Source organism: Hafnia sp. CBA7124, assembly GCF_002355555.1.
Lineage (GTDB): Bacteria > Pseudomonadota > Gammaproteobacteria > Enterobacterales > Enterobacteriaceae > Hafnia > Hafnia alvei.
Genome location: NZ_AP017469.1, coordinates 1170778 through 1196015, shown reverse-complemented (window position 1 = coordinate 1196015; position 25238 = coordinate 1170778). Strand labels below are relative to the sequence as shown.

Below are 25238 nucleotides of genomic sequence, written 5' to 3'. Positions count from 1 at the left end.
TAACAACATGTGTTCATTACTTCAACGCCAGTGGGTTCGCGCCCTGCTGGCGCTTATCTTGGGTGCCGCTGGCACCCTCTCGTTCTCTCCCTATGATTTCTGGCCTGCGGCTCTCATTTCACTGATTGGCCTGCTTGCCGTTACGCTTAACCGCACCACGAAACAAGCCATCGGTTTAGGTTTTCTGTGGGGAATGGGGTTATTCGGAACGGGAATCAACTGGGTTTACGTCAGTATTGAACAGTTTGGCGGCATGCCAACGCCGGTGAGTATGTCACTGGTCGTGCTGCTGGCCGCCTATCTTGCGCTGTATCCGATGCTTTTTGCCGGTGTGCTCAATCGTTTTTGGCCTAAGGCGAACGTTTGGCGTTTAGTTATCGCGGCTCCGGCGCTTTGGCAATTGACTGAATTCCTGCGCGGCTGGGTATTAACCGGCTTCCCGTGGCTTCAGTTTGGCTATAGCCAGATCAACGGCCCGCTGAAAGGCATTGCTCCCATTGCGGGTATGGACACCATCACCTATTTACTGATGATTATCAGTGGATTGGTTGTACTTTCAGTCTGCCTGCGCAAAATTGTCCCCGCGATTGTTGCTCTCGCGCTGTTGTTATTACCTTGGCCGCTGCGCGGTATTCAGTGGTATCAGAACCAAACAGACAAAGCGGTTAACGTGGCAATGGTTCAGGGTAACATTGAGCAATCCATGAAATGGGATCCGAACGCGCTGATCACCACGCTGCAAACCTATCTGGATGAATCACGTCCTTATCTGGGGAAAGCGCCGATTATTATTTGGCCGGAATCCGCAATCCCAGATACTGAAAAGAATCAGAACCAGTTCTTAACCATGCTCGACAGCCTGTTCCGCTCACACCACAGCAGCCTGATTACCGGTATTGTTGATGACCGCATGGGCGAATATGGCCCACGTTATTACAACACCGTGATCGTCTTGGGTGAGAAAGAACCGTACGTTTATCCGAGCAAAAACCGCTACAACAAGCACCATCTGGTTCCTTTTGGTGAATTTGTGCCGATGGAAGATTTGCTGCGTCCTCTAGCGCCGTTCTTTAACCTGCCGATGTCAGCCTTTAGCCGTGGAGACTATATCCAACCACAGCTCAGCGTGCAGGGATATAACCTAACCGCAGCTATTTGCTATGAAATCGTGCTTGGCGAGCAGGTACGCGCTAACTTCCGCCCAGACACTAACTTCTTGCTCACCGTGTCTAACGATGCGTGGTTCGGCCACTCCATTGGCCCATGGCAGCATTTCCAAATGGCACGGATGCGTGCGTTAGAACTGGGTCGTCCACTGCTGCGCAGCACCAACAACGGCGTTACCGCTGCGGTTGATGCTTCAGGCAATGTGATTGCGGAAATTCCACAGTTTGAACGCAAGGTGCTGGAAGTTAACGTTGCACCGACAACGGGCATCACGCCTTACGCCCGCTTTGGTTCTATCCCACTATGGATTATTACCTTTGTGATGGCCGCTCTTGCGCTGATTGCCGGACGTAAACGCCGTTAAACCCGCACTACCTCCCCCTTCTCGGGGGAGGTACTTCTCAACTCCCCAGAACACCGTCCCCTCAATCAAGTAGGGTTATTTTCGCGATTGCGAATCATACTCACTGCTGTTAATGTGCCCGCAATTTCCCTAGTCATTAATGAGAAAGTGATGCAGCTAAATCCTGAATTTATCATTGCCGATGAGCAAAAATTGCGTGAACACTATGCTCAGCCCAATAAGATGGTGCTGCAGAAGCAAATTGATCACATTGATAGCTACGCCCGTCAGCTGATCGCGTCGTCTACATTTGTCGTGATTTCAACGGTTGGTGAAAACGGAATGGACTGCTCTCCCAAAGGCGGAGATGCGGGCTTTGTCGTAGTGGAAGATGAAAAAACGCTGTTGCTGCCCGACTTACCGGGCAACAATCGCTTAGACGGCATTCGTAATCTGCTGAATAATCCAACGATCGGGCTGCTGTTTTTAATTCCTGGTTGGAGTGAAGCCTTTCGTGTGAACGGCAGCGCACAAATCAGCGTCGATCCTGAGCTATGCCAACGCTTCAATGTGCAAGAAAATGCCGCTCGTAGCGTGCTGGTGATTAACGTTGAAGAAGCCTTTATCCACTGTGGCAGAGCCGTGACCTTTGGGGGCTTATGGGACGCTGAACGCCAGCTTGATCCTAAGTCACTGCCTTCTATCATGGAAATTGTCCGCGCCCACATCGCACTATCTCAAGCAGCCTCTCAAGCCTAACATCGCCATGAGCTCCCGCGCGGAGCTCAATTTCTGGCATACCTCTTGCAGTATTTTCCGCATAACGACCGAAAACCATGCGTTGGCGTTAATCCATAAAAACGCTGCACAAAATTGATGCATTGAGTGCTTTATTTTTGTGCATCGGGAATTTTATGCCACTAAATGGTGCGGTTTATGTCTCAAAATATAAACATAAAGATATCAATTTGGTTACATTAGGCTATTTTGCTATCAAGTGCAGACGTATTTTGCACGCCAAATAAGAGACAACCAATTTCGACAATGGGTAAACGTACAGCGGTGCCATCGTTCCGGCCCCCACGTACGAACAGATAAAAAGCAGTAACAAAAGCTATATATAACAATTAAATGTGAAACTTGTAACACAACAATCAAAGGAGTACGCGAATGCAAATGCGCAAACTGGCGTTATCAATGCTGCTAATCGGTATGTCTGGCACCGTGGCTCACGCCGCAGATGAAGCAAAAGCAGCAGACGCCCAGAAAGCTGAAGCCTCTGCAGACACATTACAAAAGATTAAAAGCAGCGGCGTTATCGTCGTTGGTCATCGCGAATCTTCTGTACCTTTCTCTTATTACGATAACGCACAGAAAGTGGTGGGCTATTCCCAAGACTATTCTAATCAAATCGTTGATGCGGTTAAAAAGCAGCTGAACATGCCTAATTTACAGGTAAAAATGTTGCCAATCACCTCGCAGAACCGAATCCCACTGCTGCAAAACGGGACCTTTGATTTTGAATGTGGTTCCACCACCAACAACGCAGAGCGCCAGCAACAAGCGGCTTTCTCTAACTCGATCTTCGTCGTTGGTACTCGTCTGCTGGTGAAAAAAGGCGGCGATATTAAAGATTTCAAAGATCTGGCGGGCAAACCGGTCGTGGTCACATCAGGTACCACCTCTGAGATCCTGCTCAATAAGCTGAACGAAAAAGACAATATGAAAATGCGCATCATCAGCGCCAAAGATCACGGTGACTCATTCCGTACTCTGGAAAGCGGTCGCGCCGTGGCCTTTATGATGGATGACGCCTTATTGGCCGGTGAGCGTGCTAAAGCGAAGAAACCCGATCAGTGGGAAATCGTCGGCACTCCTCAGTCGCATGAAGCCTACGGCTGTATGCTACGTAAGAACGATCCAGCCTTTAAAAAGCTGATGGATGAAACCATTGCCAAAGCGCAAACCTCTGGCGAAGCCGCTAAATGGTTTGAACGTTGGTTCAATCAACCAATTCCACCAAAAAATATGAATATGAACTTTGCGCTTTCTGATGACATGAAAGCATTGTTCAAAGCCCCTAACGACCAAATCGCTAAATAAATCCTAGTCTCCGCACGATGTAAAAATTAAGGAGACGGAGACAATCGCCATTGTCGTTCGAGTTACGCAATGGCGCTAGATTGCTGACAAAACTTTAGGCAGACGGGATTGGGGGAGATCGTTCCCTCCCCCTTTTTCTCGCCGCAGTTGTCTTGTCTCCAATTAAAAGTGACTGTCATCAATTTTCGTGTGTGCGGTTATCTACCCAGCCTGACGTCTGAATAGGTTATTGCCGTATCTCACTTTAGGGAGCTATCTATGTCTATTGACTGGAACTGGGGCATCTTTTTGCAACAGGCACCTTTCGGCAACACAACGTATCTGGGGTGGATCTGGTCTGGTTTTCAGGTCACGGTAGCCCTGTCTATCTGTGCGTGGATCATCGCGTTTTTCGTCGGTTCTATTTTCGGTATCCTACGCACCGTTCCTAACCGCTTTCTCTCAAGCCTCGGCATGTGTTACGTCGAGCTTTTCCGCAACGTTCCGCTGATTGTGCAATTCTTTACGTGGTATCTAGTGATCCCCGAATTATTGCCCGCTGATATCGGCATGTGGTTTAAGAGCGAGCTCGACCCCAACATCCAGTTCTTCGTTTCCTCGATGCTATGTCTGGGATTATTTACCGCTGCACGCGTGTGTGAACAGGTTCGCTCAGGCATTCAATCGCTGCCACGCGGGCAAAAAAGCGCCGGTTTAGCCATGGGGCTCACGCTTCCACAGACCTACCGTTATGTCTTGTTGCCTAATGCCTATCGCGTGATCGTTCCGCCAATGACGTCCGAAATGCTTAACTTGGTGAAAAACTCGGCTATCGCATCAACTATTGGGCTGGTCGACATGGCGGCTCAGGCAGGCAAGCTGCTCGATTATTCTGCTCATGCCTACGAATCCTTTACCGCCATCACGCTGGCCTATATTGCCATCAACGCGGTGATCATGCTGATCATGCACTTCGTCGAGCGCAAGATTCAGCTACCAGGGAATATGGGGAGCAAATAATGTACGAGTTTGATTGGAGTTCTATTGTTCCTAGCCTGCCCTATCTGATGAATGGGATGGTGATTACGCTAAAAATTACGGTTATCGCCGTGGTCTTTGGCATTATCTGGGGTACGGTTTTAGCCGTCATGCGTTTATCGTCGTTCAAACCGATTAGCTGGTTTGCCACGCTCTACGTCAACCTGTTCCGCTCCGTACCGTTGGTGATGGTTTTACTTTGGTTCTATCTTGTTGTTCCAAGCTTATTACAACAAGTTCTAGGCCTATCACCAAAAAACGATATTCGGCTTATCTCAGCCATGGTAGCGTTTTCTCTATTCGAAGCCGCCTACTACTCAGAAATCATTCGTGCGGGCATCCAAAGCGTGTCCAAGGGGCAGTCCGGCGCTTCGCTAGCGTTAGGCATGACCCACTGGCAATCGATGCGTTTGGTGATCCTGCCTCAGGCGTTCCGCGCCATGGTGCCGCTGCTGCTCACTCAGGGAATTGTGCTCTTTCAAGATACTTCACTGGTGTACGTACTCAGCTTGGCCGATTTCTTCCGCACCGCGTCAACTATCGGGGAACGTGATGGAACGCAGGTAGAAATGATTCTGTTTGCCGGTTTTGTCTATTTTATTATCAGCCTAGCCGCTTCGGCGCTGGTTAATTACTTGAAAAAAAGGACTGTTTGATGATTTCCCTGAAAAATGTTTCTAAGTGGTATGGTCACTTTCAGGTGCTGGCAGACTGCTCCACGGAAGTGAAAAAAGGCGAAGTGGTGGTGGTATGCGGCCCTTCTGGTTCAGGTAAATCAACGTTGATAAAAACCGTTAATGGGCTGGAGCCGATTCAAAAAGGCGAGATCACGGTGAACGGAATTCAGGTTAACGATAAACGTACGGATTTAGCCAAGCTACGCTCGAAAGTGGGCATGGTTTTTCAGCATTTTGAACTGTTTCCACATTTGTCGATTATCGAAAACCTCACGTTGGCACAGGTGAAAGTACTAGGCCGCGAAAAAGCCGCGGCAAAAAGCAAAGGGCTAAAATTGCTGGAACGCGTAGGGCTTAGCTCTCATGCTGACAAATTCCCTAGCCAGCTTTCCGGTGGACAGCAACAGCGCGTGGCTATTGCACGTGCGTTGTGTATGGATCCTGTCGCCATGCTGTTTGATGAACCCACCTCGGCGCTCGATCCTGAAATGATCAACGAAGTGCTGGATGTTATGGTCGAACTGGCAAAAGAAGGCATGACCATGATGGTGGTGACGCATGAAATGGGCTTTGCGCGTAAAGTAGCCAACCGCGTAATCTTTATGGATGAAGGCAAAATTGTGGAAGATCGCAACAAAGACGACTTCTTCAATAATCCAGAATCCGATCGCGCCAAGGATTTCCTCGCTAAAATCATTCATTAATGTTTTCGTGCGCAATTTCCACAATCGTGTGGGATTGCGCATTACCTCACGCTTTCCACTCGCTTTTCTATTCCAAATTTCTTCTGCGCGTTAAGCTGGTCACACATTAATTTTCAAACAATCATTATTAAACAATCTTCTTCAAATAAATATGCTCAAACAATAAAACCCGCTAATGACAGGAGTCTTCTCGAATGTCTTTACCTATTATCCTTGATTGCGATCCTGGCCACGATGACGCTATTGCGCTCATCCTTGCCCTTGCCTCACCAGAGCTCGACCTCAAAGCCGTTACCACCTCCGCGGGCAACCAAACGCCAGAGAAAACGCTACGCAATGCTCTGCGCATTTTAACGTTGCTGCAAAGAAGCGATATTCCGGTAGCGGGTGGCGCAGTGAAACCCCTGATGCGCGAGCTAATCATCGCCGACAACGTGCATGGCGAAAGCGGTTTAGATGGCCCAGAGCTTCCAGAACCCAACTTCGCACCACAACAATGCAATGCCGTTGAGCTTATCGCCAAAACCCTGCGTGAGAGCGCAGAGCCGGTGACCATTGTTGCGACCGGGCCACTCACTAATATTGCATTACTCCTCACCTCACATGCCGAATTAAAGCCCAAAATTGCGCGCATCGTGATCATGGGTGGTGCCGCTGGGCTCGGCAACTGGACACCTGCCGCCGAGTTTAATATTTATGTCGATCCTGAAGCGGCCGAAATCGTATTCCAATCAGGGCTACCGATAGTTATGGCCGGACTTGATGTCACCCATCGGGCCCAAATCATGAGTGAAGATATTGAACGTTTCCGCCAGTTGGATAATCCCGTCGCCGCGGTGGTCGCTGACCTGCTGGATTTCTTCATGGAATATCACAAACAGGAAAAATGGGGATTCCAAGGCGCTCCGCTACACGATCCTTGCACCATCGCATGGCTGATTAAGCCATCAATGTTTACCTGCGTTGAACGCTGGGTCGGTGTTGAAACACAAGGTAAATACACACAAGGAATGACCGTGGTGGATTACTACAGCCTGACCAACAACGCTCCAAATACCACCGTAATGATGGATATCGATCGTCAGGCATTCGTCGATTTACTGGTTGAACGCGTCGGCACCGCCTACGCCAATCTGCGCTAACGGAGGAAAACCGATGCCAACCCCTATCATTTTTGACTGCGATCCGGGCCTTGACGATGCAATTGCACTGGCGATGGCCTTACATTCCCCTGAGTTGGATATCAAGGCCGTCACCACCTCAGCGGGCAACCAGACCCCAGAGAAAACGCTGCACAACGCGCTAGGGTTACTCACGCTCATGCAGCGTACCGATATTCCTGTTGCAGGCGGCGCGCACCAACCGCTAATGCGCAAATTAATGATTGCTGACCACGTGCATGGCGAAACCGGAATGGGAACCACCAAGCTGCCAGCCGCCACCATTCAGCCTCATCCGCTCAATGCCGTTGAACTGATGGCAAAAATTCTTCGCGAATCAGATACGCCGATAACGCTAGTCGTAACAGGGCCAATGACCAACGCCGCGCTATTGCTATCACAATACTCAGAGCTGAAAACCAAGATTTCACGCATCGTCTTCATGGGCGGCGGCATCGACGGCGGTAACGCCACGCCGGCAGCTGAGTTCAATATCATCGTGGACCCTGAAGCCGCTGAAATTGTGTTGCAATCGGGCGTGCCACTAGTGATGGCTGGACTAAATATGACCCATCAAGCCTTGGTGATGGCAGATGAAGTCGAACAAATTCGCGCTATAAATAATCCAGTAGCAAAGGCCGTAGCCGAAATGCTTGATTTCTATCTGCCGCTCTATCTTAGCGGGCCGCGTAAACTGCCGGGCGCAGCGATGCACGATCCCTGCGTCGTGGCATGGTTGCTTAAACCTGAATTATTTACCTCGGCACACTACTGGGTTGGCGTAGAAACACAGGGGAAATACACCACGGGCATGACTGTGGCAGACGTCTATAACCTAACTGGGAATACGCCAAATACCGAAGTGTTGCTCAACGTCGATCGAGAAGGGTTTGTGAAACTCTTGATGGAGCGAGTTTCGCTGTATTGATGTTTGACTATTCGTCATCCCCTGAAAAATGGGGATGACGTTTCCCAAAACCTAAGGCTGGAACGGCTTACGGTGGAACTGGTCATGGCCGCATTTTGGGCACAGCGGCAAAACTTCAGGGGTATAGAAATCAAGCGTGTAGTGGCATTTTTCGCAGACGAGATGCCCAAGCCCAACCACTTCCCCACTGTGATAAACGCCGTGATGGCTGACGTCTTTGAAAACCTCGCGCCATTCGAGCTGAGTTTTGTCGGTAATATCGGCGAGTTCCTGCCATAAACTCTCTTTGATGACGCGCATAAATACGCTATCGGTCAGCTCATCTTTGCTTTCTTGGTAGCTGCGGGCGAACTCTTCCAGATCGCGTCGCACGGCAAGCTTAATCTGTTCTACTTCATCATGCGTGAGATCTTCCGCTTTGTTTAAGTGCTTTTCCGCGCTCTCAATCAGTGCATCAATGTCACGCTCGCCGTTTTTCAATCGTTCGGTTAATGCCGCGACCCATTGACGGTAATACTGAGCAACCTTGTTCATACCAAACCTCCGCGTGACGTGAATGTAATCTGATTCGTACCCTTAACCTAACCTACAATCATTTTAGACGTAAATACCTGAGTCTCTACGATCTTTAGGCTGTGATCGGCATCTCAACGTAACGCTTTTGTCCTTAATCACAAAGAATTGCCCTCTTGTTGACGCTTCTTGGTTGTTGCACGCCGCGCTTATCGGCTATTCTATGGCGATCGGTACTAAAGCCAAACTTCATAAAAAAACGTTTTTTAAAAAGATCACAGTCGTATACCTAACGTCTTTCGATAACAGCCAACATCGCTGACCCCGAAAGAGAAAAGGTATTGCTGTTTTTAACCAACAGGACCCCCAGCTGCCATGCAAGAGCAATATCGTCCAGAGGACATAGAATCACACGTCCAGCGCCATTGGGATGAAAAGAAAACCTTCCAGGTTACCGAAGATGCAAGTAAAGAGAAATATTACTGCCTCTCTATGCTCCCGTATCCATCCGGCCGACTCCACATGGGTCACGTGCGTAACTACACCATCGGTGATGTGATTTCCCGTTACCAACGCATGCTGGGTAAAAACGTTCTCCAACCAATCGGTTGGGATGCATTCGGTCTGCCAGCAGAAGGCGCTGCGGTTAAGAATAAAACAGCACCGGCTCCGTGGACTTACGACAACATCGAATACATGAAGAACCAGCTTAAACTGCTGGGCTTCGGCTACGATTGGAGCCGCGAAATCGCGACCTGCGATCCTGATTACTATCGTTGGGAACAGTGGTTCTTCACTAAGCTGTACGAAAAAGGCATGGTTTATAAGAAAACCTCCGCCGTTAACTGGTGCCCGAATGACCAGACCGTACTGGCTAACGAACAGGTTATTGACGGATGCTGCTGGCGCTGCGACACCAAAGTCGAACGTAAAGAAATCCCTCAGTGGTTCATTAAAATCACCGCTTATGCAGACCAACTGCTAAACGATCTTGATACGCTGGAAAACTGGCCTGAACAGGTCAAAACCATGCAGCGTAACTGGATCGGCCGTTCTGAAGGCGTCGAAATTACTTTCGACGTCGCAGACAGCGATGAGAAAGTGACCGTTTATACTACGCGTCCAGATACCTTCATGGGCGCAACTTACGTTGCCGTCGCGGCGGGCCATCCTCTGGCTCAGCTTGGTGCTGTTAACAATCCTGAACTGGTTCAATTCATCGACGAATGCCGTAATACCAAAGTTGCCGAAGCAGAAATGGCAACCATGGAGAAAAAAGGCATGGCCACCGGCCTGTTTGCGATTCACCCACTGACGGGCGAAAAACTGCCAGTTTGGGTAGCAAACTTCGTTTTGATGGAATACGGCACCGGTGCCGTAATGGCCGTTCCTGCTCACGATCAGCGTGACTGGGAGTTTGCCACTAAATACGGTTTGCAGATTAAGCCTGTGATCCTGAATTTGGACGGTAGCGAGCCTGACGTTCATGCAGAAGCCATGACCGATAAAGGCGCGCTGTTCAATTCCGGTGAATTTGACGGTTTGAGCCATGAAGCTGGCTTTAACGCCATCGCAGACAAGCTGGTAGAGAAAGGCGTTGGTGAGCGTAAAGTGAACTATCGTCTGCGCGACTGGGGTGTTTCTCGTCAGCGTTACTGGGGTGCGCCAATCCCAATGGTCACTCTGGAAGACGGCAGCGTCATTCCAACGCCAGAAGATCAACTGCCGGTTATTCTGCCTGAAGATGTGGTGATGGATGGGATCACAAGCCCAATCAAAGCCGATCCAAACTGGGCAAAAACCACCGTTAACGGCCAGCCAGCGCTGCGCGAAACGGATACCTTTGATACCTTCATGGAATCTTCATGGTATTACGCACGCTACACCTGCCCTCAGTACAATGAAGGCATGCTGAATCCAGAAGCCGCTAACTACTGGCTGCCGGTTGATCAGTATGTTGGTGGTATCGAACATGCCATCATGCATCTGATGTACTTCCGCTTCTTCCATAAACTGATGCGCGATGCTGGTTTGGTCAACTCTGATGAGCCCGCTAAACGTCTGCTGTGTCAGGGTATGGTTCTGGCTGATGCCTTCTATTACACCGGCGTAAACGGCGAGCGTAACTGGGTTTCCCCTGTTGACGTTACCGTTGAGCGCGATGAAAAAGGTCGCATCACCAAAGCCGTTGATAACGAAGGCCGCGAAGTTATTTATGCTGGCATGAGCAAGATGTCCAAGTCTAAAAACAACGGCATCGACCCTCAGGTCATGGTTGAGCGTTACGGCGCAGATACCGTTCGCCTGTTTATGATGTTTGCTTCTCCGGCTGAAATGACGCTGGAATGGCAGGAATCAGGCGTTGAGGGTGCTAACCGCTTCCTGAAACGCGTTTGGAAACTGGTTTACGAACATTCACAGAAAGGCGCATGCGCAGAGCTGAACGCTGCAAACCTGAACGAAGATCAGAAAGCGCTGCGTCGCGATCTGCATAAAACTATTGCTAAAGTCAGCGATGATATTGGCCGTCGTCAGACCTTTAACACCGCTATCGCGGCGATTATGGAACTGATGAACAAGCTGGCTCGTGCTCCACAAGAGAGCGAGCAAGACCGTGCGTTGATGCAGGAAGCTCTGCTGGCCGTGGTTCGTATGCTGTATCCGTTCACCCCGCACGCTAGCTTCGAAATGTGGACAGCGTTGGGCGGCGAAGGCGATATCGACGTTGCTCCGTGGCCACAAGCCGACGAAAAAGCGATGGTAGAAGATTCTAAGCTGATCGTGGTTCAGGTTAATGGTAAAGTCCGTGGCAAGGTAACCGTTGCGGCTGATGCCACTGAACAGCAGGTTCGCGAACTTGCAGGTCAAGAAGCTCAGGTCGCTAAATATCTCGACGGCGTGACCATTCGTAAAGTGATTTACGTTCCGGGTAAACTGCTGAACCTAGTTGTAGGTTGAGCCGAGGAGGAATTGTGCGACATCGTACTATGACGTCGTTGTTAAAAGTTGCTGTTCTGGGGCTGGCGGTACTTACCGCCGGTTGTGGTTTCCATCTGCGTGGTAACACGTCGGTGCCAACCGAATTCCAGAAAATCACGTTTGACACGAGCGACCCGTATGGCCCACTGTCACGTTCTATTCGTGAACAGCTGCGCCTAAGCGGTATTACTATCGTCGATCCTAAAGTTGACGACTCGAAAACGACGGACGCGACCACAACCAGCAGCGCTAGCATCGTGGATAACTCTGCGACAGCAGCAAAACCGGCTGATGGTTCAGATAAACTGCCATCACTGCGTATTGTTGGCAGCAGCGAATCCAAAGAAACCGTGTCGATCTTCAAAGATGGTAAAACGGCTGAATACCAAATGGTGTTAAATGTGAATGCGCAGGTATTAGTGCGTGGACACGATCTCTATCCATTGACCGTGCGCGTTTATCGCTCGTTCTTCGACAACCCATTAACTGCGCTGGCGAAAGATGCCGAGCAGGAGATGATCCGTCAGGAGATGCGCGATCAGGCGGCACAACAACTGGTTCGTAAACTACTCTCTGTTCATGCTGCTGAGTTGCAAAACAACGACAACCGCATGAATGCAGAAGTGGCTGCGCCAAAAGTGCAAAGCGCCAATGACTTTAACTCAGTCAACACCGGTGCCACTGTGCCAACCACCGCGATTAAATCTACAGGCAGTATTAGCGCACAATGACTCGCGTTTATCCTGAGCAACTTGCCGCGCAGCTCCGTGAGGGGCTGCGCGCTTGTTATTTAGTTATGGGCAACGAGCCGTTGCTCTTACAGGAAAGCCTTGATCTTATCCGCCAACAGGCGCAAGAGCATGGCTTTACTGAATATTTCACCTTTGCGCTTGATGCTCATACCGATTGGGAAAGCATCTTTAGCCTTTCTCAGGCGATGAGCCTGTTTGCCAGCCGCCAAATTATCTCTCTGACGTTGCCAGAAAACGGTGCAAATGCCGCAATCGGCGAACAGCTGACCAAGCTGTCTACCTTGCTGCACCCCGATCTATTGCTGATTATCCGTGGTAATAAGCCAACCAAAGCACAAGAAAATGCCGGATGGTTTAAAACGCTTAGCCAAAATGCGGTTATGATCAGTTGCCAAACGCCAGAGCAAGCACAGCTCCCACGTTGGGTTGCCACCCGCGCCAAACAGATGAATTTGCAGTTAGACGAAGCAGCCAACCAGCTCATTTGCTACTGCTATGAGGGCAATTTATTAGCGCTATCTCAGGCTTTAGAGCGTCTTTCATTGCTCTATCCAGACGGAAAATTAACGCTGCCTCGCGTTGAAGAAGCCGTTAGTGATGCGGCTCATTTTTCGCCGTTCCACTGGGTGGACGCTATTCTTGCTGGTAAAAGCAAACGTGCATGGCATATTTTGCAGCAGCTACGCCAAGAAGACATGGAGCCCGTGATCTTACTGCGTACCGTGCAACGGGAAGTTTTGTTGTTGATGACGCTAAAAAGCCAGATGAGCCATACACCACTGCGCAATCTGTTTGATCAGCACAAGGTTTGGCAGAATCGTAGACCGGCGATGACTCAGGCGTTACAACTTCTTAGTCTTCAGCAGCTTCATCAGTCCATCGCACTGCTGTCACACATTGAAGTCATTCTCAAACAAGACTACGGCCAATCCGTATGGAGTGAACTGGAGTCGCTAACGCTGCTACTTTGCGGAAAATCGTTGCCGGAGAGTATGCTCAATGCCGAATGAACATCTGCAGGCTGCCGCTAAACATCGCTTAACCGCGCTCTTTGGCGGTACTTTTGATCCCATTCATTATGGGCACCTTAAGCCGGTCACCGCGATGGCACAGGAAGTTGGCCTGCAAAATGTCACCTTGTTGCCCAATCATGTTCCTCCGCATCGCCCTCAGCCAGAGGCCAATGCGCAGCAACGCTTAACGATGGTTGAGTTGGCTATCGCCGGCAATCCGCTGTTTTCGGTTGATGAACGAGAGCTGCACCGCACAACGCCCTCCTATACCATTGATACGTTGATTGAAGTTCGCCAAGAGCGAGGTGCTGCCGCACCGTTAGCCTTTATCATCGGCCAAGACTCTTTGTTGACCCTGCATAAATGGCATCGTTGGGAAGAAATCCTGCATTACTGTCACTTGCTGGTATGCGCGCGTCCGGGATATTCCGATCGTCTGGATACACCTGAGCTACAAAACTGGCTCGAGCAACATCGCGTTTATGATGCGACGCACCTCAGCCAGCGGCCCCATGGCTGTATTTATCTTGCTGATACGCCTCTACTTGCTATTTCAGCAACGGATATTCGTCAGCGCCGCCATCAAGGCATCAGCTGTGATGATTTACTCCCACGTGCGGTTCAACGCTATATCGAATTACAGGGGCTGTACCGTTAGCTCTGGTCGCGTGTTATACTCCGCGGCCTATTTTCGCAGAACCGATATCGCAGCCGAATCCATTTCGTTATGTGATATGCCATGGTTCTAACTTTAAAGATTTGATTGCCCGAATAAACGGTTTTATTTGAAAACGTTATTCCGCGCAATACTAGCTCCAACCCGAGGGGGAACCTTTGCAAGGTAAAGCGCTCCAAGAATTTATTATTGATAAAATTGATGATTTGAAAGCTCAGGATATCGTCGCTATTGATGTCGCTGGCAAATCAAGCATCACCGATTGCATGATCGTATGTACCGGTACCTCTAGCCGTCATGTTCACTCTATTGCTACTCACGTAGTACAAGAAGCACGTATGGCTGGCCTGTTGCCTCCGCGTATCGAAGGCGAAAACGGCGCTGAGTGGATCGTGGTCGATCTGGGCGACGTGATTGTTCACGTTTTACAGGAAGAAAGTCGTCGCCTGTACGAACTGGAAAAGCTCTGGAGTTAATCGGTGAAGCTGCAACTGGTCGCCGTGGGTACCAAAATGCCAGACTGGGTACAAACGGGATTTACCGATTACCTCAAACGGTTTCCTAAGGATATGCCGTTCGAACTGATTGAAGTTCCGGCAGGGAAACGCGGTAAAAATGCCGATATCAAACGCATTCTGGAAAAAGAAGGCGAGATGATGTTAGCCGCCGTGGGTAAAGGTAACCGTATCGTCACGCTCGATATCCCAGGAAAACCGTGGGATACGCCAGAGCTTGCTTCGCAGCTAGAACGCTGGAAGCAAGATGGCCGTGATGTTAGCCTTCTCATCGGCGGTCCTGAGGGATTAGCGCCGGCGTGTAAGGCTGCCGCCGAGCAAAGCTGGTCGCTATCCACGCTGACGATGCCGCATCCACTGGTGCGCGTTCTGGTTGCAGAAAGCCTGTATCGCGCATGGAGCATCACGACGAACCATCCGTATCATCGTGAATAGCCAGTATCAACGGCGCTAGCCACAAGCTTCGCCGTTGAGCTCTCTTATTTATCCAAGCAATCACCCAGAACACGACGGAATGGAATGAAAATAGACCGTAACCCTTTTCGTGATTATTCAGCAGAGTCCGCCCTGTTTATACGCCGTGCTCTCGTTGCATTTCTCGGCATATTGATTCTGTCTGGCGTCTTGGTCTTTAATCTGTACCATCTTCAGATCCTGCGCTTTGAGGATTACAAAACCCGCTCCAACGAGAACCGTATCAAACTGGTGCCCATTGCACCTAGCCGCGGCATGATCTATGACCGAAACGGCACTCCTCTTGCGTTTAACCGCACAATTTATCAGCTTGAAGTGATGCCAGAGAAAGTCGATGACTTGAAGGCAGAACTTGATGCTTTACGTTCTATCGTCGATCTCACCGACGAAGATCTCGATAACTTCCAGAAAGAACGCAAACGCTCGCGTCGATTTACCTCTATTCCGGTGAAAACTGCGCTCAACGAAGTTCAGGTCGCACGCTTTGCCGTCAACCAATTCCGCTTCCCTGGATTTGAAGTTAAAGGCTACCAACGCCGCTTCTATCCTTATGGTTCGGCACTTACCCACGTCATTGGCTATGTCTCTAAAATTAATGAAAAAGACGCTGACCGCTTAGATAAAGACGGCAAGCTAGCCAACTACGCTGCGACCCATGACATCGGAAAGCTGGGCATTGAACGCTATTATGAAGACGTTCTGCACGGCAAAACGGGCTATGAAGAAGTTGAAGTGAACAACCGTGGGCGCGTGATCCGCCAATTGCATGAGCAGCCACCGCAGGCGGGTAAAGATATTTATCTAACGCTGGATCTGAATCTCCAGCGTTATCTTGAGCAACTCCTCGTGGGAAGCCGTGCCGCCGTGGTGGTGAGCGACCCGCGTACCGGTGGGATTTTAGCGATGGTGTCAAACCCAAGCTATGACCCAAACCTGTTCGTGGACGGAATTTCTAGTAAGGAATATCAGCGTTTACTGAATGACCCAAATCGCCCGCTGATAAACCGTGCCACGCAAGGCCTCTACCCGCCAGCCTCTACCGTTAAACCGTATATCGCCGTTTCGGCGCTTAGCGCGGGCGTCATTACCAAAAGCTACAGCCTGTTCGACCCCGGCTGGTGGCAGTTACCTGGCTCAGAGAAACGCTTCCGTGACTGGAAAAAATGGGGCCATGGCCGTCTGAATGTCACCAAAGCGCTAGAGGAATCTGCGGATACCTTCTTCTATCAGGTCGCCTACGATATGGGCATCGACCGTCTGTCTGAGTGGCTGAGTAAATTCGGCTATGGACAATACACGGGTATCGATCTGTCAGAAGAGCGTTCCGGCCTGATGCCGACGCGCGAATGGAAACAAAAACGTTATAAAAAACCGTGGTATCAGGGTGATACCATTCCAGTCGGAATCGGTCAGGGCTATTGGACGGCAACGCCAATCCAAATGTCCAAGGCGTTAAACACGCTGATCAACGACGGGAATATGAAAGTTCCTCACCTGCTGAACAGCACGCGTATCAACGGACAGTTGGTACCGTACAAGCAGCAGGATGCAGTACAGATTGGCGATATACATTCCGGTTATTGGGAAATAGCCAAAGATGGAATGTATGGCGTCGCTAATCGCGCCAACGGAACGGCACATAAGTATTTCGCCAATGCACCGTACAAGATAGCCGCTAAATCAGGTACCGCGCAGGTCTTTGGATATGAGACCTATAACGCCCACACCTTAGCCGAGCACTTGCGCGACCATAAACTGATGACGGCGTTTGCGCCGTACGACAACCCGCAGGTTTCAGTTGCCATCATTCTTGAGAATGGTGGCGCAGGACCGGCCGTCGGGACTATCGTGCGTCAGATCCTCGACCACATCATGTTAGGCGATAACAATACGACGCTCCCAAGTGAAAACGCACCGCCTCCGGGCGTTGAAGGCGACTGATGAGGCATACAGGTTAATCATGACAGACAACCAACAGAAACGTTCTATCTGGGCAAAGATGCATATCGACCTGCCCTTTTTGCTCTGCATTCTTTCAATCTTAGCCTATAGCGCCTTCGTTATGTGGAGCGCCAGCGGCCAAGACGTTGGCATGATGGAACGTAAAATCGGTCAGATCTTCATGGGGCTGTGCGTCATGCTGGTTATGGCCCAGATTCCCCCGCGCGTCTATGAAAGCTGGGCGCCTTACCTTTACGTGTTCTGTGTCATCTTGCTGATTCTGGTTGATGCCTTCGGTCAGATCAGTAAAGGCGCGCAGCGCTGGTTAGACTTGGGATTTGTTCGTTTTCAGCCTTCTGAGATTGCCAAAATTGCGGTGCCGTTGATGGTGGCACGCTTTATCAACCGTGACGTCTGTCCACCGTCGCTAAAGAATACTGGCATCGCCTTAATCTTAATCTTCATGCCAACGCTGCTGGTCGCCGCGCAGCCTGACCTCGGTACCTCAATTCTGGTTGCCGCTTCGGGGCTGTTTATTCTGTTCCTTGCAGGGCTAAGCTGGCGGTTAATTTTGGTCGCCGTCGTGCTGGTTGCCGCATTTATCCCTATCCTGTGGTTCTTCCTGATGCACGATTATCAGCAGGCTCGCGTTATGATGCTGCTGGATCCTGAGAGCGATCCGCTGGGTGCGGGATACCATATTATTCAGTCTAAGATTGCGATTGGCTCCGGCGGTTTTGGCGGTAAAGGCTGGCTGCACGGCACCCAGTCACAGCTCGAATTCCTGCCTGAGCGCCACACCGACTTTATATTTGCCGTACTGGCGGAAGAGCTGGGCTTAGTGGGGGTGTTGGTGCTGTTGGGGCTGTATCTGCTCACCATCATGCGCGGGCTGATGATTGCAGCCAAAGCGCAGACCACCTTTGGCCGCGTGATGGTTGGCGGTTTAATGTTGATTTTATTCGTTTATGTTTTTGTGAATATCGGTATGGTCAGTGGAATTTTGCCCGTGGTTGGCGTACCTTTGCCACTGGTCAGCTACGGCGGTTCCGCCCTGATCGTTCTCATGGCCGGGTTTGGTATCGTTATGTCGATCCACACTCACAGAAAAATGTTATCTAAGAACCTATAGAGGTCGCGATGCGAATGGCGCATAAATCATGGCTTAGTGCTGGTTTACTCAGTCTGTTTTTGGCGGGCTGTACCAACACCACAACCACCGAGACCCCGGCTCCTCAGCAGCCTGCGTATAACGGCCCGGTAGAAGAAATTAGCGGTGCAGAGCCCCGCTATGAACCCTTTAATCCTGCAACCAGTCAGGATTACAGCGTTAACGGCACAAAATACAAAGTGGTTCAGGATCCATCAAACTTTTCACAGGTGGGCTATGCAACGTCCTACGGTGAAGAAAACGGCGGTAATATGACCGCTATCGGCGAACAGTTTGATCCTAACGCGATGACCGCGGCCCACGCCACGCTGCCTCTGCCAAGCTATGTCCGCGTCACCAACCTCGCTAACGGACGTCGCCTCGTGGTGCGTTTGAACGACCGTGGCCCTTATACTTCCGGCAAGGTGATTGACCTTTCACGCGCCGCCGCCGATCGCTTAAACATCTCAAATAACACCAAAGTTCGCATCGATTTCATCAACGTTGCGCCAGACGGTACGATGTCTGGCCCGGGTACGATTGGTACCACGATTGCCAAACAGAGCTATGCGCTGCCTTCTCGTCCAACTATCGGACAGGAAACCACCCAGGTATCGATGAGCCCATCACCTTCGGATACACCGGTTGCGGTGCGTCCTGTGGCGAACCCAACGCCAGCAGCGCTGGAGTCAGACGGTGATATGCCGGTTTCTGCGCCAACCAGCAACGCCAGCGGCTTCCTTGGTGCTCCACAGCCATTGCGTACCGGCGTATTAGAAGGTAGCGAACCCGTAGCTGCACCGGCACCTGTTTCAGCCCCTGCGGCCGTTGCTGCCCCCGTCGCATCTTCGGTGCCTGCGGCATCCGCTAATGGAAAATTTGTGGTGCAGGTCGGTGCGGTAAGCGACGGTGCTCGTGCCCAGCAATGGCAGCAGAAATTAAGCCAGCAATTTGGTGTGCCGGGTAAAGTATCACCCAACGGCGCAATGTTCCGTGTGCAATTGGGGCCGTTCGCAAGCCGCCAAGAAGCTGCGGCACTTCAGCAACGTTTAGCCAGCGAAGCACAGCAACAATCATTCATTGCTAGCGCTCAGTAAGCTCAAATGCCCGCCAAAACGGCGGGCTATGCAATAATTAGTCACACATTGCTTATGTAAAGAGGCCCGATTGGTGCCCGTTCAGGCATGAACCATAAATCGGCTTCTGTTATAGTGTGGCTCGTTTTTTTCACTTAATTCACGGATGTTGTAGTCCTTATCATGAAATACACTCTCACTTCCCGTTCGATGAAACGCATTGCGCTCAGCAGCCTTCTCGCCATTGGTATGATCAATGTTGCCCATGCTGATGACGTCAACCTTAAGACTATGATCCCAGGCGTGCCGCAGATCGATGCGGAAGCCTATATTCTGATTGACTACAACTCAGGCAAAGTTCTGGCTGAATCTAACGCCGATGCACGCCGTAACCCTGCCAGCCTGACAAAAATGATGACCAGCTATGTTATCGGTCAGGCAATGAAAGCCGGTAAATTTACCGAGCAGGACGTTGTAACCGTAGGCCAAGATGCGTGGGCAACCGGTAACCCTGTTTTCAAAGGTTCATCGCTGATGTTCTTGAAACCCGGCGATCGCGTACCGGTTTCCTTGCTGATCCGTGGTATCAACCTGCAATCGGGTAACGACGCCTGTGTGGCGATGGCCGATTATGTTGCCGGTAGTCAAGACGCCTTTGTGGGCCTGATGAACAACTACGTGAAAGCGTTAGGTCTTCAGAACACCCACTTCCAGACCGTTCACGGTTTGGATGCCGATGGCCAGTACAGCTCCGCGCGCGATATGGCACTGATTGGTCAGGCGCTGATCCGCGATGTACCAAATGAATACTCTATCTACAAAGAGAAAGAATTCACCTTTAACAACATTCGCCAGATGAACCGTAACGGCCTGCTGTGGGATACCAGCATGAACGTTGACGGCATCAAAACCGGTCACACTGAATCTGCGGGCTTTAACTTAGTGGCTTCCGCCACCGAAGGTCAGATGCGTCTGATCTCGGCGGTATTAGGTGGACACACCAGCAAAGGCCGTGAAAGCGAAAGCAAAAAACTGCTGACCTGGGGCTTCCGTTTCTTTGAAACAGTTTCTCCGCTGAAAGCAGGCCGCGAGTTCGCCTCTGAGCCAGTATGGTTCGGCGATACCGATCGTGCGCAGTTGGGCGTTGATAAAGATGTTTATCTGACTATCCCTCGTGGTCGCATGAAAGATCTAAAAGCCAGCTACACGCTGAACTCAACCGAACTTGATGCGCCTTTAGCTAAAAATCAGGTAGTAGGCACCATTAACTTCCAACTTGATGGTAAAACCATCGAGCAACGCCCATTAGTGGTTCTGAATGAAGTTCAAGAGGGTGGTTTCTTCAGCCGTATGGTCGATCACATCAAACTGATGTTCCATCGCTGGTTCGGCTAATCCGGCCTCTTGAAATGGGGAAAATCCATCCCCATATAATGAATAACAATAACTCCCGCTTCGGCGGGAGTTATAATTTATAGATTGAAGTAACACGCTGGAGCGCAACATGAAAACTAAACTGAATGAACTGCTCGATTTTCCATGCTCTTTTACCTATAGAGTCATGGGTTTAGCGCAGCCTGAGCTGGTCGATCAGGTGGTCGAAGTGGTGCAGCGCCATGCACCCGGCGACTATCAGCCGCAGGTTAAACCAAGCAGCAAAGGCAACTACCACTCTGTCGCCATCACCATCAATGCGACCCATATTGAGCAGGTAGAAACGCTGTACGAAGAACTGGGCAAAATCGAAATCGTCCGTATGGTATTGTAATTACAGTTCTTTAACGATTACCTCCTTTCAAGTATGAAGGAGAAACGGCCCGATATGGCACAAATGCCCTATCGGGCCGCTCTTTTTTGGATGATCAGCACTGGTCGCTGGGGGTTCATCTCGGTATAATGGCTTTACCAATTCTGTAACCGGATGATGACTCGTTTGCAACAAGACAAGATCATACTGCGTCAACTGGGGTTGCAACCCTATGTTCCCGTATCACAAGCTATGCACACCTTCACCGACCAGCGTACGGAGAGCACGCCCGACGAGCTTTGGTTGGTTCAGCATCATCCGGTGTTTACCCAAGGTCAGGCTGGCAAAGCCGAACACGTATTAGCCGCTGGTGATATTCCCGTGATCCAAAGCGATCGCGGAGGACAGGTGACCTATCACGGCCCCGGTCAGCAGGTGATGTATGTCCTTGTCGATTTAAAACGTAATAAATTCGGCGTACGCCAACTGGTAACGGCCATTGAACAAACCGTGGTTAACACCTTGGGCAAATTCGATATTGATGCTCATGCCAGAGCTGACGCCCCCGGCGTTTACGTTGGAGAACAAAAAATTTGCTCGCTGGGACTACGCATCCGTAAAGGCTGTTCGTTCCACGGGCTTGCACTGAACACCACCATGGATCTCGACCCGTTTAGCCGAATTAACCCCTGTGGTTATGCTGGCATGCAAATGACACAGATCAGCGCACTCAACCCCGGCGTTACGCTTGAAGATGTACAGCCGGTACTGGTCGAGCAATTTATTCAAATACTTGGCTATCAATCAGTCGAGTCAAGCAACTGGAACCCGCAAGATTATGAGTAAACCAATTCTGATGGAACGCGGCGTCAAATACCGTGACGCAGACAAAATGGCCCTGATCCCGGTAAAAACCGTGGCCGTCGAAAGAGAACAGCTGCTGCGCAAACCTGAGTGGATGAAAATCAAGCTCCCTGCGGATTCCAGTCGTATTCAAGGCATTAAAGCGGCCATGCGTAAAAATGGCCTGCACTCGGTCTGTGAAGAAGCCTCCTGTCCTAACTTGGCGGAATGTTTTAACCACGGTACGGCAACCTTTATGATCCTCGGTGCAATTTGTACCCGTCGTTGCCCATTCTGCGACGTGGCACATGGACGCCCAGTAGCGCCAGACGCCAACGAGCCCGAAAAGCTGGCACAAACCATCGCCGATATGGGCCTGCGTTACGTGGTGATTACCTCCGTTGACCGCGACGATCTGCGCGACGGCGGTGCGCAGCATTTTGCCGATTGTATTCGTGCCATTCGCGCCAAAAACCCAACCATCCGCATTGAAACGCTGGTGCCTGATTTCCGTGGTCGTATGGAACGCGCATTAGATATTCTGACGGAAACACCGCCGGACGTATTCAACCATAACCTTGAAAACGTACCGCGTATCTATCGCCAAGTACGTCCGGGTGCCGACTATAACTGGTCGCTGAAACTGCTGGAAAACTTTAAGGCTGCGCATCCAGAGATCCCAACCAAATCGGGTCTAATGGTTGGTTTAGGTGAAACCAATGCCGAAATCATTGAAGTGATGCGCGACCTGCGTGCGCACGGCGTAACGATGTTAACGCTGGGACAGTATTTACAGCCTAGCCGCCATCATCTTCCGGTACAGCGTTATGTCAGCCCTGACGAATTTGAAGAGATGAAAGCTGAAGCGATGGCGATGGGCTTTACCCATGCCGCCTGTGGTCCGTTCGTGCGCTCTTCTTACCATGCTGATTTGCAGGCCAAGGGCGTGGAAGTTAAGTAAAGATAAGTCTGTTTCCGTAGAAATATTTTTTTACAAGAGAACAGACTGACAGCCAAAATCATGAGGTCTCGGTGAAACTCACTGCAACCTCAATACTTGGCAAACAGAACAGAAAAAACCGTAGAGGGCTCACTCTCTACGGTTTTTTTATTGGTCACTCAGCGAGGGCTGAAAAACCGAATTAGTCTTTATGGTCAACGCGAGGTGCGGCGCTATCGGCATCCGCACTTGGTTTAGCTGTGTCGTCATTCATGGCTTTCTTAAAGCCTTTCAGGGCAGCACCGAGGTCACCGCCCAGAGTGCGCAGTTTGTTTGTACCGAACAGCAGAATAACCAGAACCGCAATCACCAACAATTTGGTAATACTGATACCTTCCATAAACACCTTCTTAATGAATACATCAGACGGCAGGACCGACTGACTAAAAAACGTTCGTAATAATGTGTCTATTAATATCCAATTTGCCCCTATTAGCAATGTGAATATGTAACAGAGTTAGACGCTTCTTTGTGGATTTGACTCTGAAAAACGGCGGCGATAGATCGACGGCGTTACGCCAAACTGTTGACGAAATGCCTGACGAAAACCTTCACTGGTATTAAAACCACAGCGCTCAGCTACGCGCTCAATCTGAATCTCCCCCAGCTCTAATAGCTCACAGGCTAAGGACATTCTTGCCTGCTGCAGCCAAGTCGCTGGCGGTACACCGAGAACCGCCACAAAGCGCCTAACCAAAGTACGCTCACTCATATTCACTTCTTGAGCCATAATGCGCACACTCCAGGTTAAATGCAGATTGGTCAGTATCTGCGTCATCAAACGCTGAAGGGCATCGGTTGTCTTTTTCACCGGTGTTTGCGGAATAAACTGCTTTTGCCCCCCACTACGCTGTGGAGCCATCACCAAACGCCGCGCCACACGATTCGCCACCTGCACACCATAATCACGGCTAACTAAATGTAAACAGGCATCAATACCTGCTGCGCTGCCCGCTGAGGTGATCACCTGTCCACTGTCGACATACAACACATCGGCATCCACCTGAATATCAGGATAGCGCTTGGCGAGTTGTTCACAGTAACGCCAGTGGGTTGTGACACGCGTTCCAGCGAGGATTCCCGCAGCAGCCAAAACGAAAACCCCTGAGCAAATGGTAATAAATCGTGCGCCTCTGGCATAAGCGCTACGCAATGCATCGATAAGCGGCTGTGGCGGCATGACATCATTGCCACGCCAGCCGGGGATAATAATCGTATCGGCCTGCGCCAACTGCTCTAGACCATATTCGGCCAGTAGGGTAACGCCGTTGGCCGCACGCATCGGGCCCTGATCAACGCCCACCACGACGTGTCGATACCACGGGAAGTCGAATTCTGAGCGGGGCAAGGCAAAAACTTCAAGCGCAATACCAAACTCAAAGCTACATAGACCATCGTAGGCTAACGTTGCCACTAGTCCGGGATATTCATTCATACAATGCATTCATTGGCAGATTTACTAGGAAAGATGGCACATCTGCCACTGTAGGCAAGATGAAATGCACAATACAGTAGAAATTCATTCAAATGAGGGAGTTTCAACGATGACCAGCTTAGTTAGCCGTATTCCGGCCGCAGATTCTATTGAAGCCGAACGCTATTTTGCGCGCCGCTTTCAGTTTGAGACCGACTGTTCTGATGTTCATGCGTGTTTACAGCAGCCACAGGTGGATTTTGTATTACTCGACGTGCGCTCGCCAGCGTTGTACCAGCAATCCCACCTTCCGCAAGCCATCAATATTCCTCATAAAGAGATGGATCAGCGCCTATATCAGCGCTTCGCTCGCGAGACTCTATTTGTGGTGTATTGCGCGGGGCCACACTGTAACGGTGCACAAAAGGCCGCATTAAAACTCAGCCAATTAGGTTATCCCGTGAAGGAGATGATCGGAGGAGTAATGGGATGGCAGGATGAAGGCTTCTCGTTTGCCGGACAAAAGTCAAAAACCGCACAGTGCGGCTGCTAATACTAAAAAGCCGCTCATAATGAGCGGCTTGGGTATCACGTCAGTCAAGATTTCCCTTAGTGGGTTTCTGGCGCCGACACCGAAGAAATATAATTATTAAATGCAGTCGCCTCCTGAGCTAAAGCCTCAATATGCGCTCCAACCATCTTGAACTGCTTTAACAACGGATTATTTTCTGGCAAAGAGCCCATTTCAACCAGCTTGCGTGTCAGCTGTTCATTCTTAAGCAGGAGAGCAGCTTCGCGCTGACGCGCCTGTTCGAGCTGCATGCGTATTCCTTCGCATTCTTGTTGCCATACGAGACGCTGTTGCTCAAAGCTTTCTTTAAGATCATCTAAAGCCGCTAGCGAATTACGCAGTTGCACTTCCAAATCAGACATCGCGTTTCTCATCCCTCGACAGGTTAGCCATAGAGTATACCTAATGGCCTCCGACGCACCAAAAAATAGATTGTACCCAACATAATTCGAATTGCATTGAAGCGGCACATCAG

Annotated in this window: 26 protein-coding genes; 22 read left to right on the top strand and 4 right to left on the bottom strand. The window is 50.3% G+C overall.

All coding sequences use genetic code 11. From position 1 onward, the window contains the following. Positions 1 to 7: 7 nt before the first annotated feature. From lnt to rihA (CPY98_RS05525), 8 genes are all read left to right on the top strand, one after another. Entirely contained in the window at positions 8 to 1531 is a 1524-nt protein-coding gene (gene lnt, locus CPY98_RS05560; protein WP_043491823.1) for an apolipoprotein N-acyltransferase, read from the top strand. Positions 1532 to 1681: 150 nt separating this feature from the next. Next, on the top strand, positions 1682 to 2269 hold the full coding sequence (locus tag CPY98_RS05555) for an MSMEG_1061 family FMN-dependent PPOX-type flavoprotein (protein ID WP_025800662.1): 588 nt from the start codon (positions 1682 to 1684) through the stop codon (positions 2267 to 2269). Positions 2270 to 2680: 411 nt separating this feature from the next. Then, a complete protein-coding gene (locus CPY98_RS05550; RefSeq protein ID WP_046458562.1) occupies positions 2681 to 3613 on the top strand; it encodes an amino acid ABC transporter substrate-binding protein in 933 nt (310 codons plus the stop codon). Positions 3614 to 3871: 258 nt separating this feature from the next. After that, entirely contained in the window at positions 3872 to 4612 is a 741-nt protein-coding gene (locus tag CPY98_RS05545) for an amino acid ABC transporter permease (protein ID WP_025800660.1), read from the top strand. Next, positions 4612 to 5286, top strand: a complete 675-nt coding sequence (gltK, locus tag CPY98_RS05540; RefSeq protein ID WP_025800659.1) for a glutamate/aspartate ABC transporter permease GltK — start codon at positions 4612 to 4614, stop codon at positions 5284 to 5286. Before CPY98_RS05545 ends, gltK begins: the two co-directional genes overlap by 1 nt. Further along, positions 5286 to 6011, top strand: a complete 726-nt coding sequence (locus CPY98_RS05535; RefSeq protein ID WP_025800658.1) for an amino acid ABC transporter ATP-binding protein — start codon at positions 5286 to 5288, stop codon at positions 6009 to 6011. The genes gltK and CPY98_RS05535 overlap by 1 nt, the downstream gene beginning before the upstream one ends. Positions 6012 to 6205: 194 nt before the next feature. After that, on the top strand, positions 6206 to 7153 hold the full coding sequence (gene rihA, locus CPY98_RS05530; protein ID WP_096386699.1) for a pyrimidine-specific ribonucleoside hydrolase RihA: 948 nt from the start codon (positions 6206 to 6208) through the stop codon (positions 7151 to 7153). Between the two features lie 13 nt (positions 7154 to 7166). Continuing rightward, positions 7167 to 8099 carry a pyrimidine-specific ribonucleoside hydrolase RihA gene (rihA, locus tag CPY98_RS05525; protein ID WP_096386697.1) on the top strand — a complete coding sequence of 311 codons (933 nt, stop codon included), beginning with the start codon at positions 7167 to 7169 and terminating at the stop codon, positions 8097 to 8099. A 51-nt stretch (positions 8100 to 8150) separates the two neighbouring features. Here the strand turns inward: rihA (CPY98_RS05525) and CPY98_RS05520 are convergent, their stop codons facing one another. Further along, positions 8151 to 8633 carry a zinc ribbon-containing protein gene (locus CPY98_RS05520; RefSeq protein WP_025800655.1) on the bottom strand — a complete coding sequence of 161 codons (483 nt, stop codon included), beginning with the start codon at positions 8631 to 8633 and terminating at the stop codon, positions 8151 to 8153. Positions 8634 to 8987: 354 nt separating this feature from the next. Here CPY98_RS05520 and leuS point away from each other — a divergent pair, with 354 nt between their 5' ends. The 13 genes from leuS to lipA all read left to right on the top strand — a co-directional run bounded on the left by leuS (position 8988) and on the right by lipA (position 22739). Further along, positions 8988 to 11570 carry a leucine--tRNA ligase gene (leuS, locus tag CPY98_RS05515; protein ID WP_096386694.1) on the top strand — a complete coding sequence of 861 codons (2583 nt, stop codon included), beginning with the start codon at positions 8988 to 8990 and terminating at the stop codon, positions 11568 to 11570. Positions 11571 to 11584: 14 nt separating this feature from the next. Beyond that, positions 11585 to 12322, top strand: a complete 738-nt coding sequence (gene lptE / locus CPY98_RS05510) for an LPS assembly lipoprotein LptE (RefSeq protein ID WP_025800653.1) — start codon at positions 11585 to 11587, stop codon at positions 12320 to 12322. Next, complete coding sequence (gene holA / locus CPY98_RS05505; RefSeq protein ID WP_096386691.1) at positions 12319 to 13353, top strand: DNA polymerase III subunit delta; 1035 nt, start codon at positions 12319 to 12321, stop codon at positions 13351 to 13353. Before lptE ends, holA begins: the two co-directional genes overlap by 4 nt. Continuing rightward, on the top strand, positions 13343 to 14014 hold the full coding sequence (nadD, locus tag CPY98_RS05500; protein ID WP_046449476.1) for a nicotinate-nucleotide adenylyltransferase: 672 nt from the start codon (positions 13343 to 13345) through the stop codon (positions 14012 to 14014). Before holA ends, nadD begins: the two co-directional genes overlap by 11 nt. 176 nt (positions 14015 to 14190) lie before the next feature. Beyond that, positions 14191 to 14508, top strand: coding sequence for a ribosome silencing factor (rsfS, locus tag CPY98_RS05495; protein ID WP_025800650.1), 318 nt, complete (start codon positions 14191 to 14193; stop codon positions 14506 to 14508). Between the two features lie 3 nt (positions 14509 to 14511). Beyond that, positions 14512 to 14982 carry a 23S rRNA (pseudouridine(1915)-N(3))-methyltransferase RlmH gene (rlmH, locus tag CPY98_RS05490; RefSeq protein ID WP_004096425.1) on the top strand — a complete coding sequence of 157 codons (471 nt, stop codon included), beginning with the start codon at positions 14512 to 14514 and terminating at the stop codon, positions 14980 to 14982. 84 nt (positions 14983 to 15066) lie between these two features. Beyond that, a complete protein-coding gene (mrdA, locus tag CPY98_RS05485) occupies positions 15067 to 16962 on the top strand; it encodes a peptidoglycan DD-transpeptidase MrdA (RefSeq protein WP_096386689.1) in 1896 nt (631 codons plus the stop codon). Positions 16963 to 16981: 19 nt separating this feature from the next. Then, positions 16982 to 18094 (top strand): peptidoglycan glycosyltransferase MrdB, encoded by a 1113-nt coding sequence (mrdB, locus tag CPY98_RS05480; protein WP_025800648.1) that lies wholly within the window; start codon positions 16982 to 16984, stop codon positions 18092 to 18094. Positions 18095 to 18102: 8 nt separating this feature from the next. After that, on the top strand, positions 18103 to 19209 hold the full coding sequence (rlpA, locus tag CPY98_RS05475) for an endolytic peptidoglycan transglycosylase RlpA (RefSeq protein ID WP_096386686.1): 1107 nt from the start codon (positions 18103 to 18105) through the stop codon (positions 19207 to 19209). A 162-nt stretch (positions 19210 to 19371) separates the two neighbouring features. Continuing rightward, complete coding sequence (gene dacA, locus CPY98_RS05470) at positions 19372 to 20583, top strand: D-alanyl-D-alanine carboxypeptidase DacA (protein ID WP_025800646.1); 1212 nt, start codon at positions 19372 to 19374, stop codon at positions 20581 to 20583. A 109-nt stretch (positions 20584 to 20692) separates the two neighbouring features. Then, a complete protein-coding gene (gene ybeD / locus CPY98_RS05465) occupies positions 20693 to 20956 on the top strand; it encodes a DUF493 family protein YbeD (RefSeq protein ID WP_025800645.1) in 264 nt (87 codons plus the stop codon). Between the two features lie 153 nt (positions 20957 to 21109). After that, positions 21110 to 21781, top strand: coding sequence for a lipoyl(octanoyl) transferase LipB (lipB, locus tag CPY98_RS05460; RefSeq protein ID WP_040045661.1), 672 nt, complete (start codon positions 21110 to 21112; stop codon positions 21779 to 21781). Continuing rightward, positions 21774 to 22739, top strand: coding sequence for a lipoyl synthase (lipA, locus tag CPY98_RS05455; RefSeq protein WP_025800643.1), 966 nt, complete (start codon positions 21774 to 21776; stop codon positions 22737 to 22739). Before lipB ends, lipA begins: the two co-directional genes overlap by 8 nt. Before the next feature lie 181 nt (positions 22740 to 22920). Here lipA and tatE read toward each other — a convergent pair whose 3' ends face one another. After that, a complete protein-coding gene (gene tatE, locus CPY98_RS05450; protein WP_025800642.1) occupies positions 22921 to 23118 on the bottom strand; it encodes a twin-arginine translocase subunit TatE in 198 nt (65 codons plus the stop codon). A 117-nt stretch (positions 23119 to 23235) separates the two neighbouring features. Beyond that, positions 23236 to 24213, bottom strand: coding sequence for a transcriptional regulator FtrA (gene ftrA, locus CPY98_RS05445; protein WP_043491800.1), 978 nt, complete (start codon positions 24211 to 24213; stop codon positions 23236 to 23238). Positions 24214 to 24322: 109 nt separating this feature from the next. Between ftrA and CPY98_RS05440 the strand changes: the two genes are divergently transcribed. Continuing rightward, positions 24323 to 24745, top strand: a complete 423-nt coding sequence (locus CPY98_RS05440; RefSeq protein WP_096386684.1) for a rhodanese-like domain-containing protein — start codon at positions 24323 to 24325, stop codon at positions 24743 to 24745. Positions 24746 to 24801: 56 nt separating this feature from the next. On the opposite strand, the gene CPY98_RS05435 is transcribed toward CPY98_RS05440, so the two are convergent. Continuing rightward, positions 24802 to 25125: a hypothetical protein gene (locus CPY98_RS05435; protein WP_025800639.1), complete on the bottom strand. Its 324-nt coding sequence runs from the start codon at positions 25123 to 25125 to the stop codon at positions 24802 to 24804. Positions 25126 to 25238: the final 113 nt, after the last annotated feature.

What these genes read in the sequence shown, in the direction of transcription:
- lnt (WP_043491823.1), top strand. Translation starts at nt 8, where the DNA reads ATGTGTTCATTACTTCAACGCCAGTGGGTTCGCGCCCTGCTGGCGCTT.
- CPY98_RS05555 (WP_025800662.1), top strand. Translation starts at nt 1,682, where the DNA reads ATGCAGCTAAATCCTGAATTTATCATTGCCGATGAGCAAAAATTGCGT.
- CPY98_RS05550 (WP_046458562.1), top strand. Translation starts at nt 2,681, where the DNA reads ATGCAAATGCGCAAACTGGCGTTATCAATGCTGCTAATCGGTATGTCT.
- CPY98_RS05545 (WP_025800660.1), top strand. Translation starts at nt 3,872, where the DNA reads ATGTCTATTGACTGGAACTGGGGCATCTTTTTGCAACAGGCACCTTTC.
- gltK (WP_025800659.1), top strand. Translation starts at nt 4,612, where the DNA reads ATGTACGAGTTTGATTGGAGTTCTATTGTTCCTAGCCTGCCCTATCTG.
- CPY98_RS05535 (WP_025800658.1), top strand. Translation starts at nt 5,286, where the DNA reads ATGATTTCCCTGAAAAATGTTTCTAAGTGGTATGGTCACTTTCAGGTG.
- rihA (WP_096386699.1), top strand. Translation starts at nt 6,206, where the DNA reads ATGTCTTTACCTATTATCCTTGATTGCGATCCTGGCCACGATGACGCT.
- rihA (WP_096386697.1), top strand. Translation starts at nt 7,167, where the DNA reads ATGCCAACCCCTATCATTTTTGACTGCGATCCGGGCCTTGACGATGCA.
- CPY98_RS05520 (WP_025800655.1), bottom strand. Translation starts at nt 8,633, where the DNA reads ATGAACAAGGTTGCTCAGTATTACCGTCAATGGGTCGCGGCATTAACC.
- leuS (WP_096386694.1), top strand. Translation starts at nt 8,988, where the DNA reads ATGCAAGAGCAATATCGTCCAGAGGACATAGAATCACACGTCCAGCGC.
- holA (WP_096386691.1), top strand. Translation starts at nt 12,319, where the DNA reads ATGACTCGCGTTTATCCTGAGCAACTTGCCGCGCAGCTCCGTGAGGGG.
- nadD (WP_046449476.1), top strand. Translation starts at nt 13,343, where the DNA reads ATGCCGAATGAACATCTGCAGGCTGCCGCTAAACATCGCTTAACCGCG.
- mrdA (WP_096386689.1), top strand. Translation starts at nt 15,067, where the DNA reads ATGAAAATAGACCGTAACCCTTTTCGTGATTATTCAGCAGAGTCCGCC.
- mrdB (WP_025800648.1), top strand. Translation starts at nt 16,982, where the DNA reads ATGACAGACAACCAACAGAAACGTTCTATCTGGGCAAAGATGCATATC.
- rlpA (WP_096386686.1), top strand. Translation starts at nt 18,103, where the DNA reads ATGCGAATGGCGCATAAATCATGGCTTAGTGCTGGTTTACTCAGTCTG.
- dacA (WP_025800646.1), top strand. Translation starts at nt 19,372, where the DNA reads ATGAAATACACTCTCACTTCCCGTTCGATGAAACGCATTGCGCTCAGC.
- ybeD (WP_025800645.1), top strand. Translation starts at nt 20,693, where the DNA reads ATGAAAACTAAACTGAATGAACTGCTCGATTTTCCATGCTCTTTTACC.
- lipB (WP_040045661.1), top strand. Translation starts at nt 21,110, where the DNA reads ATGATGACTCGTTTGCAACAAGACAAGATCATACTGCGTCAACTGGGG.
- lipA (WP_025800643.1), top strand. Translation starts at nt 21,774, where the DNA reads ATGAGTAAACCAATTCTGATGGAACGCGGCGTCAAATACCGTGACGCA.
- tatE (WP_025800642.1), bottom strand. Translation starts at nt 23,118, where the DNA reads ATGGAAGGTATCAGTATTACCAAATTGTTGGTGATTGCGGTTCTGGTT.
- ftrA (WP_043491800.1), bottom strand. Translation starts at nt 24,213, where the DNA reads ATGAATGAATATCCCGGACTAGTGGCAACGTTAGCCTACGATGGTCTA.
- CPY98_RS05440 (WP_096386684.1), top strand. Translation starts at nt 24,323, where the DNA reads ATGACCAGCTTAGTTAGCCGTATTCCGGCCGCAGATTCTATTGAAGCC.
- CPY98_RS05435 (WP_025800639.1), bottom strand. Translation starts at nt 25,125, where the DNA reads ATGTCTGATTTGGAAGTGCAACTGCGTAATTCGCTAGCGGCTTTAGAT.